The organism is Arthrobacter sp. 754 (assembly GCF_040548695.1).
In the GTDB taxonomy this organism is placed as follows: domain Bacteria; phylum Actinomycetota; class Actinomycetes; order Actinomycetales; family Micrococcaceae; genus Arthrobacter.
In genome coordinates this window covers 110,250-122,955 of the sequence record NZ_JBEPSC010000003.1, presented here as the reverse complement: position 1 = coordinate 122,955, position 12,706 = coordinate 110,250, and the positions used below count along the sequence as shown (strand labels likewise).

Sequence of the window (12,706 nt, the reverse complement as noted above, 5' to 3'; positions counted from 1 at the left end):
GGGCAGGCTCAGCCGTTCCTGATGAAGGCTTTGGTTGCGATGGCGGGCAGGAAGCTGTGCGCGGCCGGAATGTGGTCCGCGCCCACCCGTCTCCGGAACACCCAGTAGGTCCATGCCTGGTACGCGATCACGAGCGGCAGGCCGACGGCGGCCACGATGCTCATGAGCCCCAGGGTGTAGTCGGACGAGGAAGCACTCGTGACCGTCAGGTCGAAGGCAGGGTCCAGGGTGGAGGGGAGCACTACGGGGAACACTGCGCCGAAGATGGATGCCGAGCCCAGCAGGAGGAACCCGCCCATGGCCATGAACGCCCGCCCCTCGGAGCCGTTACGGGCCAGCAGCCAGGCCGCAACCGCCGCCCCGACTGCCAGGATGACCGAAGCCCACGTCCACGGTTCACCGTTCCGGAACTGGACGCTGACGGCCCAGGCAGCAATGGGGAGCAGCAGGACCGGAAGCAGCCGGACAAACCAGTGCCGGGCACGAAGGCGGACTTCGCCGTCGGTCTTCAGTGCAAGGAATGCCAGGGCGTGCAGCAGGGAGAAGCCCACCACCGCCAGTCCGCCGAGCACGGCGTAGCCGCTGAACCAGGAAAGCCAGTCCCCCACCCGGTCACCGTTGGCGTTCAGCGGCAGTCCTGTGGTGGTCAGGGCCAGGGCCGCTCCCACGCCGAAGGCCGCAAAGAAGGAGCCCAGCGCGATGGCCCAGTCCCAGCGGGCGCGCCAGCTTTCAGTGTCCACCTTGCCGCGGTACTCGAAGGCCACGGCTCGGAAGATCAGTGCCACCAGCACCACCAGCAGCGGAAAGTAAAGGGCCGAAAACAGTGAGGCGTACCAGAGCGGGAAGGCAGCAAAGGTTGCACCGCCAGCCGTCAGCAGCCATACCTCATTGCCGTCCCAGACGGGCCCGACGGTGTTCAGCAGCACCCGCCGCTCGGTATTGTCGCGGGCGAAGATCTTCATGAGCATTCCCACCCCCAGGTCGAAGCCTTCCAGGAAGAGATAGCCGGTCCACAACACCGCAATGGCGATGAACCAGATGGTGGGCAGCAGTTCCATTCTGTGTATCCTCAGCTCTTCTTGTTCTGCGAATCAGTAGGCGAAAGACAGGACGTCGTCGGCGGGCTTCTGGCCGCCGCCCTTGCCGCCCGGGGTTTCGTCCTCGTTTTCGTCAGCGGGGGCGTGCACCACTTCGGGCATGCCGGACACCACGCCGCCCCGGATGTAGGTGACAAGCAGCTTCACTTCCACCACCAGCAGCAGTGCATACACCGCCGTCAGGACGATGAGGGAGGTGAGCAGTTCCCCGGCGGAAACACCGGGTGAGACCGCAGCGGCGGTGAACATGAATACCTGGTCTATGCCGTTCAGGTCCGGATTCGGGGCGACGACGAACGGCTGGCGGCCCATCTCCGTGAAGATCCAGCCGGCCGCGTTTGCCCCGAAGGGCGCCAGGATGCCGAACACCGCGAGCCGCATCAGCCAGCGCGATTCGGGCACCGTCCCCTTCCTGGTGATCCACAGGGCCACCAGCGCGGCCAGCGCTGCGAGGCCGCCGAATCCGATCATCATGCGGAAGCCCCAATAGGTGACCTCCATGACGGGGACGTATTCAATTTCCTGGCCGGCGCGCTCGCCGTAGATCGGGTTGTCCGGGAGATGCGTTCCGTAGTCAGCCTTGTACTGGTCCAGGAGTCCGTTCACGCCGGGGACCTCGGTGGTGAAGTCGCCCTTGGCGAGGAATGAAAGTATGCCGGGGACTTCAATCAGGGCCACGATCTCGTCGCAGTTCCTGGAGCCGAGGTTTCCGACGCTCAGTACCGAGAACCCGGTGCCGTCGTGGCAGGCAGCCTCGGCGGCGGCCATCTTCATGGGCTGCTGCTCAAACATCAGCTTGCCCTGGAGATCACCGGTGAGCGCAGTACCGGCAAAGGAGATCATGGCGACCACCGCGCCGATCCGCAGGGACCTGATCCATACGGTGTGGTCGGTCCGGTCCCGGCCCGGGATGGCAGCTTCACCCGGGACCACCCTGCCGTCGGCGCCCACGGTGTCAATGCCGTCCCGCCTCCGCCGCCAGAGGTGGTACCAGGCGATGCCCAGCAGGAAGCCGCCGGCCACCGCCAGCGCGCCCATCAGCGTATGCGGGACGGCCACCAGGGCCGTGTTGTTGGTGAACACTGCCCACGCGTCCGTCATGACGGGACGGCCGTCGACCAGCTCCACACCCACCGGGTGCTGCATCCAGCTGTTGGCAACAATGATGAAGTACGCAGAGAACACCGAACCAACCACAGCGATCCAGAGGCAGGCAAGGTGGATGCCGGGCTTGAGCTGCTTCCAGCCAAAGATCCACAGGCCGAGGAAGGTGGACTCGACGAAGAACGCCAGCAGTGCCTCGAGTGCCAGCGGGGCTCCGAAGACGTCCCCGACGAACCGGCTGTATTCGCTCCAGGCCATGCCGAACTGGAACTCCTGAACGATGCCCGTTGCCACGCCCATGATGAAGTTGATGAGGAACAGCTTGCCCCAGAACTTCGTCATCCGCAGGTACTCCTGCTTGCCGGTGCGGTGCCAGGCGGTCTGCATGAGGGCAACCACCAGCCCCAGGCCGATGGTGAGCGGCACCATCATGAAGTGGTAGACCGTGGTGATCCCGAATTGCCAGCGTGCGATGTCCAAAGCTTCCAAGGCAGTTCCTCGTGTTGGCGGTTCAACTCTTCTACGATTCGTAGAAGTACAACTTCTACCGAGTGTAGAACAATGCGGCAGGCGCTGTAAAACACACAGTTGCATGGAGTCGCGGAGCCCACAAGACCTCCGAAGCGGCGTCCGGGGGACCCTCCGCGGCGCGGCTTTCTACCGTACGTAGAAATTCAGCGCGAAACCGGGTAAATTTGTTCTTGTATTTGTAGTATTCGTAGGCAGTCACCGCGGCCGTTCGGCCACCCGGTGCAGGGAAAATTAAAGGATGTATGGCAATGGCAAGTCTTGGCGAACTGGAACGGGCAGTGATGGATCTGCTCTGGGCAGGCCATGAAGCAGCCACCGCGAATACCCTGCGCGACAAACTGGCGCAAAGCACTGGTGCGCAGGGCGGCGTCGCTGGCCATGAGGGCAAGGAACTTGCCGTCACCACGGTTCTGACCGTCCTCTCCCGGCTGGAGAAGAAGGGCCTCGTGGAGCGGGAGCGCGGCACGCGGCCACACCGCTACCAGGCTGTGTCCAGCAGGGAAGACCATACAGCCGAACTGATGCATGAAGTGCTGGGCTCAGCCCCGGACCGCGAGGCCGTGCTGGCCCGCTTCATTGGATCGGTGACCGCAAGTGAAGCGGAGACCCTGCGCAAACTGCTTGGCCACGTCTAGGGGACCATGTTCTGGACCTCGTACCTCCTGGCGGTCCTCGCGATAGTCCTGGCATGGCCAGTGCCTGTCTTCCTTTCCCGCGCCTCGTGGCCTGCCCGCTCGCCGTTTACGGCCATGCTCCTGTGGCAGGCCATCGCCCTTGCCGGTGGTCTGTCGATGATTGGCGCAATGCTCGTCTACGGGCTTGAGCCGATCGGGGACAACCTGATCGCAGGGCTCCGGGCATTGGCCGGCATGGTTCTGTTCAATGCGCCCACGACGGCTCTTGGCTTCTGGCATATTTTCGCGCTGTCCGCCGCCGCGCTGCTCCTGGCCCATCTGGTGTTCACGTTGCTGCTGACGTACTACAGGATCGAGCGGCAGCGGCGCCGGCACCGGGAACTCCTGTCGCTCCTCGCCTCGCCGTCCGCGGATGGCACCGGAACGATGGTCATCAGCCACGATTCGCCGGTGGCCTATTGCCTGCCCGGCGGGGCACGTTCCGTGACTGTCCTCTCGGACGGCCTGATGGCCGCCCTGGAGCCCGCGGAGTTGCGGGCCGTCCTGATCCACGAGAACGCGCACCTCAGCCAGCGCCACCACCTCCTGCTCTGGGCTTTCGCCGCCTGGCGCCAGGCGCTGCCCTGGCTTCCCACCACGCGGCTGGCACAGGAATCCGTGAACTCGCTGATCGAGATGCTGGCCGACGACGTTGCCCTGCGGACCGAGAGCAAGGCAACCCTCATCAAGGCGATCGCCATCGTGGCCAGCGGCCCCTCCGGCGGAATGGCCGCCATGGCGGCGCCGGGACTGCCGGCGCCTCACGCTCACCTCTCCCTGACCGGGCTTGAAGCCCCGTCAGGAGCCGTGTCCGGTTCTGCCCGCACCACGGTTTCCCGGGTCAGCAGGCTGCTTTCACCCCAGCCGCCGCTGCCCGCGGCTGCCCGCGGTGCGGTCCTGGCCGGCTGCGTGCTGCTCCTGGCGTTGCCCACCGCGCTGCTGGTCGTGCCGGGCCTGCTGGGCTGAGGTCCGGCGGCAGTCAGGCGTCGATCCGCTCCCTGTCCAGGCTGGAGGCGCCGGCGATGATGAAGTCCTTCCGCGGGGCAACGTCGGACCCCATCAGAAGGTCAAAGGTGTCCTCCGCGTGCTTGGCGTTCTCGATTCCCACCTTGCGCAACATCCTGTGCCGGGGATCCATGGTGGTCTCCGCGAGCTGTCCGGCATCCATTTCACCCAGGCCCTTGTACCGCTGGATCGGTTCCTTGTAGCGCTTGCCTTCTTTTGCGAGCCGGGCCAGGAGCCCGTGGAGCTCAGCCTCGGAGTACGTGTAGATCATCTCGTTGGCCTTTTGCCCGGCATTGATGACTTCCACCCGGTGCAGCGGCGGCACGGCGGCGAAAACGCGGCCTGCGTCGATCATGGGCCGCATGTACCGGAAGAACAGGGTGAGCAGCAGCGTCCGGATGTGGGCGCCGTCGACATCCGCATCCGTCATCAGGATGACTTTCCCGTAGCGGGCGGCCGCCAGATCGAAGCTGCGGCCCGAACCAGCGCCGACCACCTGGATCAGGGCCGCGCATTCGGCGTTGGACAGCATGTCGCCAACGGACGCCTTCTGCACATTCAGGATCTTTCCCCGGATGGGCAGCAGCGCCTGGAAGTCCGAGGACCGTGCCAGTTTGGCGGTTCCCAGCGCGGAGTCCCCTTCCACGATGAACAGCTCGGAACGGTCGACGTCGTCAGTGCGGCAGTCTGCGAGCTTGGTGGGCATCGAGGAAGTTTCCAGCGCATTCTTGCGCCGCTGGGTTTCCTTGTGCACGCGCGCGGAAATCCTGGACTTCATCTCGCTGACGATCTTCTCGAGCAGCAGCGCCGACTGGGCTTTGTCGTTCCGGTTGGCGGAGTTGAGCTTCGCGTTGATCTCGTGCTCCACCACCTTGGCCACGATGGCACGGACAGCAGAGGTGCCCAGGATTTCCTTGGTCTGGCCCTCAAACTGCGGCTCGGCCAGCCGGACCGTCAGGACGGCGGTCATGCCGGCAAAGATGTCGTCCTTTTCGATTTTGTCGTTGCCCGCCTTGAGCTTGCGGGCGTTGGCCTCCACGGCCTTGCGGAAGGTCTTGACGAGGGCCTGCTCGAAACCGGACTGGTGAGTGCCGCCCTTGGGAGTGGAGATGATGTTCACGAAACTGCGCACTGTGCTGTCGTACCCGATGCCCCAGCGGAGCGCCACGTCCACTTCACAGTCACGTTCGACCTCGGCGAGCTGGCTGTGTCCCCGCTCATCCAGGACGGGCACCGTTTCCTTGAACTTCCCGGAACCATGCAGGCGCCAGGTGTCGGTCACCGCGGGATCGGCGGCGAGAAACTCCACAAATTCTGAAAGGCCGCCGTCGTGGTGGAATACCTCTTCGTGCGGTCCGGCTTCTCCCGGGGTTCCTGGCAGCCTGCGTTCGTCCCTGACGGTGAGCCTGAGGCCCGGCACAAGGAAGGAGGTCTGCCGTGCCCGGGCAGCGAGTTCGTCGTACGAGAACCTGGCATCGGGCGTGAAGATCTGGCGGTCTGCCCAGTACCTGATGCGCGTCCCGGTGACACCGCGCTTTGCCTTGCCCGCCACGTCCAGCACCGAGCCGTCCACGAAGGGCTCAAACGTTGCCGACGGGTCAAGCTTCGTGCCCTGGTCCTTGAACCGGCCCGGCTCGCCGCGGCGGAAGGACATCTTGTAGGTCTTGCTGGCGCGGTCCACCTCAACGTCGAGGCGGGCGGAAAGGGCGTTCACCACTGATGCGCCCACACCGTGCAGGCCCCCGGAGGCCGTGTACGAACCGCCGCCGAACTTTCCGCCCGCATGCAGCTTGGTGAAGACCACCTCGACGCCGGTGAGTCCGGTCTTGGGTTCGACGTCCACAGGGATGCCGCGGCCGTCGTCGTGGATTTCCACTGAGTTGTCGGCGTGCAGGATGATCTTGATGTCGTGCCCGAAGCCCGCCAGGGCTTCATCGACGGAGTTGTCGATGATCTCCCAGAGGCAGTGCATCAGGCCGCGGGAGTCTGTGGAGCCGATATACATGCCCGGGCGCTTGCGGACGGCCTCGAGGCCCTCCAGTACGGAAAGGTGCCGGGCGGTGTAATCAGAACTTGGTGCCACGGGTTGTGAACTCCTTCAGTGACGGAACAGCCGGCGCTGCGGGCGCCGTTTCAAGCCTAGTCGGCCCGACCCCGCGGGCCGGTCTGCCACTCCTGGCAGGGGTGTGGGCAGTGCCACTCGTTATGGTTCCGTGACCGGACTTGCGGCCCTTGATGCAGTCTTGTGGCTACGCGGACAGCGAACTTGTCCCATCCTTGCGACGGTTTTGCTACGAATACTGGTTACATAGAGGTACAGATCTACTAAGGAGGCCGACATGACAACAGCAGTGGCAGACCGCACACTGAACGCACTGGACCGGTGCGATCGCTGCGGAGCACAGGCATATGTCCGCGTTGTACTCGAGTCCTCCGGTGGTGAGCTGCTTTTCTGCGGCCACCACGCCCGCGGAGTCGAGGCTACGCTGAAGCCATTGAGCTCCGGCTGGCACGATGAGACGGGACGGCTTCACGAGAAGGCTCCTGTCGCAGTCGACTGACCCTACGGGCGTCGGCCGCACCTGGCAAAAGCATCTCAGGACCCCTCCGGCTGGAGGGGTCCTGATTTCTTTAACCCCTGGCCTTCTTTAACCGGGCGTGCAGGAACCTGACCGTTATAAGTCGGGCCCGCCAAAAGAGGAAACGCGGGACCACCTGACTCCCCGTCGATCCGAAGATGAGAGGTGGAAGGTGATCCCGCGTTGCCCGGGGCCGCTTAGTCCAGGTAGTCCCGCAAGACCTGCGACCGCGAGGGGTGGCGCAGCTTGGACATCGTCTTGGATTCGATCTGGCGGATACGCTCACGCGTGACGCCGTATACCTTGCCGATTTCGTCTAAAGTCTTCGGCTGTCCGTCGGTCAGGCCGAACCTCATGGCCACCACGCCGGCTTCGCGCTCGGACAGCGTGTCCAGCACGGAGTGCAGCTGCTCCTGCAGCAACGTGAAGCTCACTGCGTCTGCAGGGACCACGGCTTCGGAGTCCTCGATGAGGTCGCCGAACTCTGAGTCGCCGTCCTCACCCAGCGGGGTGTGGAGCGAGATGGGCTCGCGGCCGTACTTCTGGACCTCCACGACTTTCTCCGGAGTCATGTCCAGTTCCAGGGCAAGCTCTTCGGGCGTGGGTTCGCGGCCCAGGTCCTGGAGCATCTGGCGCTGCACGCGGGCCAGCTTGTTGATGACTTCAACCATGTGCACCGGAATACGGATGGTGCGGGCCTGGTCAGCCATGGCGCGGGTGATGGCCTGTCGGATCCACCAGGTGGCGTACGTGGAGAACTTGAAGCCCTTGGTGTAGTCGAACTTCTCCACTGCACGGATCAGGCCAAGGTTGCCTTCCTGGATGAGATCCAGGAACAGCATGCCGCGGCCGGTGTAGCGCTTGGCCAGCGAGACCACGAGACGAAGGTTGGCTTCGAGCAGGTGGTTCTTGGCACGCTTGCCATCGTGGATGACGAACTCAAGTTCGCGCTTGAACTTCGGATCCATCGAGCCGTCGTCAGCGTTGATCTTCTCTTCGGCGAACAGGCCGGCTTCAATCCGGAGCGCGAGGTCAACTTCCTGCTCGGCATTGAGCAGCGCAACCTTGCCGATCTGCTTCAGGTAATCCTTCACGGGGTCGGCGGTGGCGCCCGCGGACATTACCTGCTGGACAGGGGCGTCGTCATCATCGGCATCGGAGTAAACGAAGCCCTTGCCCGTGGCCGCGGAGGCAGCTTTGGCGGCATCGATCTCGCTGTCGTCGCCGGCACCTTCAATGATGATGTCGTCGAGATCCTCATCGGCGTCATCTTCGTCAGAGTCCGAGGCGCTGCGTCCCGACTTTCCGGCGGCTTCGGCCGCGGCTTTGGCGCCGGGCTTGGGCCCGCGCTTCTTGGGCTCAGGCTTACCGTCCGCGGCTGCATCACCGGCGGCATCCTTGACGGCTTTATTGGCTGCCCGCGTCGCTGCTCGCTTGGCGTTCGTTGCAGCCTGCTTCTCCTCAGGGGACAACTCGTCCTGAGTGGCGGGTTCCTTCTTCGCGGAAGACGGGGTCACAGAAAACCTTTCTAGCGGCGGTCTGTGGAATCACCATACGGGCAACACCACTATGACCCTGTCAAGTCCGTGATGAATATCAGGTGCAACCACGGCCAGCAGAGTCTACAAGTAGAACTGCCGGAGCGGCCGTAATGTTCCCGGAAAGGGCCAATTACAAGCACTTGATTCACGGACCCAACCGGGTCTCGGCAACCATTGTCTCACGGTTTTGCTGCCAGGACCTCAAGGACTGCGGCTAGGCCGCGTCCGGTTCGAACCTTTGCCAGGCTGCTTCCCTGCGTGCAGCCCAGCCGCAGAGCGTGCCCCGCCGGACCAGCTCGAGCATCAGTTCCGCCAGCCGGTAGCCCGGCTCTTCCTCCAGCGCTCTGGCGAGATATGCCGCCGCGTAGGAGCCCCGGCCCCTGCACCACGCGATCCACCCCTGGCCGGTCAGTGCGGCGGCACCGGCCTCGCCGCCGCAGGCCCAAAGCTGCTCGAGGGCCTGGTCCAGGCTGTTCAGCCTGGACCAGGCCGGAAGCACGGGCTCGCGCCCGAGCAGCACCTCGCCGTATCCCGGAACGTCGGGACCGTCGTCGGCATCAGCGCCAGGTTGCGGGCCCGGAAGCCAGGATCCAGGCAGCGGTGTGCCCGGAGGCTCCAGCCCAAGGGGTGCCGTTCCTGGTGGCTCCTGCTCAAGGGGTGCCGGTCCAAGGGGTGCCGGTCCAAGGGGTGCCGGCCCAAGGGGTGCCGGGCCCACGGGGTCCAGCGTGCAACCGGCGTCGAAGATGCCGAACGCAACAGCGCCCGCCAACGCTGCCGGTGTGCCCGCCGCTGCCATCACCAGGACGGCGTCCCGCCACGCGGGGACCGCCAGCGAGGCCCGAAGGTAGGCGACGTCACTTGGGGCCAGCGGTTCCGCGGGAAGGTTCGCCAGCAATGCCTCCCAGTGCACCATGAGCCTGCAGAACTGCGCCCTGCTCCCCCGGCGCCGGTCAAGCTGCGCGGCCCAGGTGGCTTCGGAGGCCAGGATGGCAGCCCGGTCCGCGTCCGACACCGTTGCCCGGTGGGAGCCGTCCGCAGGCGCGGGTCCCACGCTGCTTCCGCGGAAAACCATCTCTGCGTTGAGCATGCTGTCCCGGATCGTTTGGACGGGCCGGCCAGGCGACGGACAACAGGCCGGGCCGGTGCAGTGCGCGTCGCGCCAGTAGGCATCGCCGACGTACCACGCATCCCGAACGGGTATCCCCGCTGAGTCCAGGACGCTGCCCAGGGCTGCCAGAAGACCGTCATAGGTTCCGGGTGGTTCCATCCAGCCTTCGTTGGTGAAGAGTGCCAGGAGGGCGGCGTCGGCATGGTGGTCCGCCAGCAGGTAGTCGCGCACTGTTAGGGCGTAGTCGCGGGGGTCGGCGAGGGTTTCGGGACCGGGCAGGTCAAGCCTGAGGGTAGCTCCCAGCCGGCTCCCCTGCAGGGTCATGGCAACCAGGCTGTCCGCCGGCCAGTACCCCAGGGAATGCGGAATGAACCCGAGGATGTCTTCGGGGCCTCGGACGGTCAGGTGTTCTGGAGATGTCATGACTCCAGCTTTGGCCTACCGCAGGCACAGGCAAAGGGGCCGGTGCCGGTATGTGGAAAAGCCGCCCCGCGTTGTACTAGTTGTCCTCCGCGTCCCCCGGACGCGGCGGCTGGCGCCGGTTGGCGAGGTTCACCCGGCGCTGCTGCGCCATGGCTTGCAGTAGGGGCGCCACCACAACGCCCTGGGCTGCCATCTGGCGCCGGACCTTGCGGCGGCAGGCAAGCATCATGACCGAACCGAAGCCAAGGAGCAGGAACTGGACGCTGAGGGCGATACGGAACGGGTCCAGCCCGTAGAGGACGCCCTGCGAAAAACCGGTGGCCAGCAGCACATCGAGGACAAGCCCGATCAGGAAGATGGCCACGAGCGCGGCGATGAAGCCGCCCACGTTCACGATTCCCGTCGCGGTGCCGATTCTGTGTGCCGGATTGAAGGTCCTGGCAAAATCAAATCCGATCATCGACCCCGGCCCGCCGATGGCCAGGACCATCACCAGGCAGGCCAGGAGCCACAGCGGGGCGGGGCCGGGTGTCAGCAGGACCGCGGCCCAGGCCGAAGCCGTGGACCCGGCGATGAGCAGGACCATGGTGGACCGGCGAAGCGGGTGCCTGGACACAAACCGGCCGAAAAAGGGGCCCACGGCCATGGCCGACGCCACATACAGCGACATCAGGGCGGCCACGGTTGGGGCGTCCAGCCCCTGTCCCGAGATGAGGAAGGGATAGCCCCAGGTCATGGCGAACACGGTGCCGCTGAACTGGATGGTGAAGTGGCTCCACATCCCCAGCCGTGTTCCCGGCTGCCGCCAGGCCCTCGCGAGGGTCGCACCGGTTTCCCGCAGCCCCTGCTGCTTCCCGTGGACGGGCGCTCCGGGCGGGTGGTCCTGGAGGAGCACCACGACGAGCACCACAGCCAGTCCGGACAGGCCGGCGAGCATCAGGAAGCCCGGGGTCCAGCCGAAGGAGTGCAGCACAAACGCGAAGGGCACCACGCTGATGAGCTGCCCCAGCTGGCCGGACATGCCGGTCAGCTGCGTGACCAGGGGAACCCGCGCCGGAGCGAACCACAGGGGAATCAGGCGGATCACGGAGATGAAGGTCATGGCGTCGCCGGCGCCCACAAGGACGCGCCCTGCCACTCCCCCGGGGATGTTGTCGGCAAAGGCCAGCTGCAGCTGCCCGAGTCCCATCAGAACGGCCCCGCCGGCGATCATCCTCCGCGAACCGAACCTGTCCACCAGGAGGCCAACCGGAATCTGCAGGGCCGCGTAGACCAGCAGCTGCAGCACGGTAAAGAAGGAGATGGCGGAGGCCCCGGCGTGGAACCTCTCGGTGGCTTCAAGCCCCACCACACCGAATGACGTGCGCTGGGAGACGGCAACCAGATACGCAAAGATTCCGATGGTCCAAATCAGCCAGGCGCGGGGTGCAGTCACCCCCACATTATGCCCGGGCGGACGGATGCTGCGCCGCAGAGGTCTGCCAGGCGGACGCCGCAGGCAGACCTTCTGACGTGCAGATTACGTGCCGGGGTTCTCGCGGGCCAGGTAGGCCTCGACCGCAGCCCCGAGCTCGTCCCCGTTGGGCAGTTCGTCGTTTTCATCGGCGAGAAGTGAACGGCGGACTGTGCCTTCAGCCTTTTCGTCGTACCGGGCTTCGAGGCGGGCAACCACCTGCTGGACGTCCTCAGAGGCTTCGATCTGTTCAGCGATCTGGCGGCCCACTTCCCTGCCGGCTTCGCGCAGCCTGTCCGTGGGCATCATCAGCGACGTAGCCGCGCCGAGGAATTCAAGGCCGGCCACGGCAGCCGTTGGGTATTCCGCTTCAGCGAGGTAGTGCGGGACGTGGATCACGTATCCGGCAACATTCCGTCCGGCTTCCAGCAGCCGCAGCTCCAGGATGTGGCCCACCGCCGCCGGGACCTCCACGGTGGGTTTCCAGACCGAAATCCCCTCGATCAGTTCCGGCCGGTTGCCATGGACGGTCACGCCCACTGGGCGCGTGTGCGGCACAGGCATGGGAATGGAGTGGATCCACGTCACCAGGTTCACATCCAGTTTTTCCACAATGCCGACGACCGCGCGGGCAAAGCGCTCCCATTGCAGGTCAGGCTCGAAGCCGGCCAGCAGGAGGAACGGGCTGCCGAGGCCATCCGTCAGTTTGTAGAGCGCAAGCCTGGGCTCCTGGTAGTCCTGCAGATGGTCCTCCACAAAGGACACGTGGGGCCTGCGGGACCGGTAGTCGATGAGCTGGTCGGCGTCGAAAACAGCCACCGTCTCGGCGTCGAGCGTGTCCAGCAGCTCCGCGTTGATCTGCTTAACCACGTGGCCGGCATCGGCGAAGCCGGTGAAACCCATCACCAGGTTCAGCCCGCGGAGCGCCGGGCTGTGGAACAGTTCGATGTTGCTCGCATATAGCGCATCGGGGTCCAGCAGGGAGCCGGAAATCCGTTCAAGCACGGCGTCTTCCTTTCGTGGGTTCGGGTGGATATCTTCTACAACGCGGCCGGGCAGCCCCGCATTCCGCCCATCCCGGATGTGGCGCAGGTCTCCCGCAATACCGGCAGCGGGCGTCCACAGCGGCTACGATCGACAATGGCGTGCCGGACGGACTTAGCCGGCACCCGGTCCCGTCCCCGATCGGAC

General features: G+C 65.2%; 10 protein-coding genes. 3 read left to right on the top strand and 7 right to left on the bottom strand.

The annotated features are described in order from the left end of the window. Positions 1 to 8: 8 nt before the first annotated feature. On the bottom strand, positions 9 to 1,058 hold the full coding sequence (gene cydB, locus ABIA70_RS09980) for a cytochrome d ubiquinol oxidase subunit II (protein WP_354147453.1): 1,050 nt from the start codon (positions 1,056 to 1,058) through the stop codon (positions 9 to 11). Positions 1,059 to 1,091: 33 nt separating this feature from the next. Then, a complete protein-coding gene (locus ABIA70_RS09975) occupies positions 1,092 to 2,690 on the bottom strand; it encodes a cytochrome ubiquinol oxidase subunit I (RefSeq protein WP_354147452.1) in 1,599 nt (532 codons plus the stop codon). 290 nt (positions 2,691 to 2,980) lie between these two features. Between ABIA70_RS09975 and ABIA70_RS09970 the strand changes: the two genes are divergently transcribed. Next, complete coding sequence (locus ABIA70_RS09970; RefSeq protein ID WP_354147451.1) at positions 2,981 to 3,367, top strand: BlaI/MecI/CopY family transcriptional regulator; 387 nt, start codon at positions 2,981 to 2,983, stop codon at positions 3,365 to 3,367. 6 nt (positions 3,368 to 3,373) lie between these two features. Continuing rightward, entirely contained in the window at positions 3,374 to 4,372 is a 999-nt protein-coding gene (locus ABIA70_RS09965; protein WP_354147450.1) for a M56 family metallopeptidase, read from the top strand. A 13-nt stretch (positions 4,373 to 4,385) separates the two neighbouring features. Here ABIA70_RS09965 and ABIA70_RS09960 read toward each other — a convergent pair whose 3' ends face one another. Further along, positions 4,386 to 6,494 carry a DNA gyrase/topoisomerase IV subunit B gene (locus ABIA70_RS09960; RefSeq protein ID WP_354147449.1) on the bottom strand — a complete coding sequence of 703 codons (2,109 nt, stop codon included), beginning with the start codon at positions 6,492 to 6,494 and terminating at the stop codon, positions 4,386 to 4,388. Between the two features lie 256 nt (positions 6,495 to 6,750). Between ABIA70_RS09960 and ABIA70_RS09955 the strand changes: the two genes are divergently transcribed. After that, entirely contained in the window at positions 6,751 to 6,972 is a 222-nt protein-coding gene (locus tag ABIA70_RS09955; protein WP_354147448.1) for a DUF7455 domain-containing protein, read from the top strand. 215 nt (positions 6,973 to 7,187) lie between these two features. Here the strand turns inward: ABIA70_RS09955 and ABIA70_RS09950 are convergent, their stop codons facing one another. The 4 genes from ABIA70_RS09950 to ABIA70_RS09935 all read right to left on the bottom strand — a co-directional run bounded on the left by ABIA70_RS09950 (position 7,188) and on the right by ABIA70_RS09935 (position 12,520). Then, positions 7,188 to 8,507 carry an RNA polymerase sigma factor gene (locus ABIA70_RS09950; RefSeq protein WP_354147447.1) on the bottom strand — a complete coding sequence of 440 codons (1,320 nt, stop codon included), beginning with the start codon at positions 8,505 to 8,507 and terminating at the stop codon, positions 7,188 to 7,190. A 238-nt stretch (positions 8,508 to 8,745) separates the two neighbouring features. Then, on the bottom strand, positions 8,746 to 10,062 hold the full coding sequence (locus ABIA70_RS09945; RefSeq protein ID WP_354147446.1) for a DUF4192 domain-containing protein: 1,317 nt from the start codon (positions 10,060 to 10,062) through the stop codon (positions 8,746 to 8,748). 76 nt (positions 10,063 to 10,138) lie between these two features. Continuing rightward, positions 10,139 to 11,497: an MFS transporter gene (locus tag ABIA70_RS09940; protein WP_354147445.1), complete on the bottom strand. Its 1,359-nt coding sequence runs from the start codon at positions 11,495 to 11,497 to the stop codon at positions 10,139 to 10,141. Positions 11,498 to 11,581: 84 nt separating this feature from the next. Beyond that, positions 11,582 to 12,520, bottom strand: a complete 939-nt coding sequence (locus ABIA70_RS09935; RefSeq protein ID WP_354147444.1) for a proteasome assembly chaperone family protein — start codon at positions 12,518 to 12,520, stop codon at positions 11,582 to 11,584. Positions 12,521 to 12,706: the final 186 nt, after the last annotated feature.

Coding starts and splice junctions, on each gene's coding strand:
- ABIA70_RS09970 (WP_354147451.1), top strand. CDS start 2,981: ATGGCAAGTCTTGGCGAACTGGAACGGGCAGTGATGGATCTGCTCTGG.
- ABIA70_RS09945 (WP_354147446.1), bottom strand. CDS start 10,062: ATGACATCTCCAGAACACCTGACCGTCCGAGGCCCCGAAGACATCCTC.
- cydB (WP_354147453.1), bottom strand. CDS start 1,058: ATGGAACTGCTGCCCACCATCTGGTTCATCGCCATTGCGGTGTTGTGG.
- ABIA70_RS09955 (WP_354147448.1), top strand. CDS start 6,751: ATGACAACAGCAGTGGCAGACCGCACACTGAACGCACTGGACCGGTGC.
- ABIA70_RS09965 (WP_354147450.1), top strand. CDS start 3,374: ATGTTCTGGACCTCGTACCTCCTGGCGGTCCTCGCGATAGTCCTGGCA.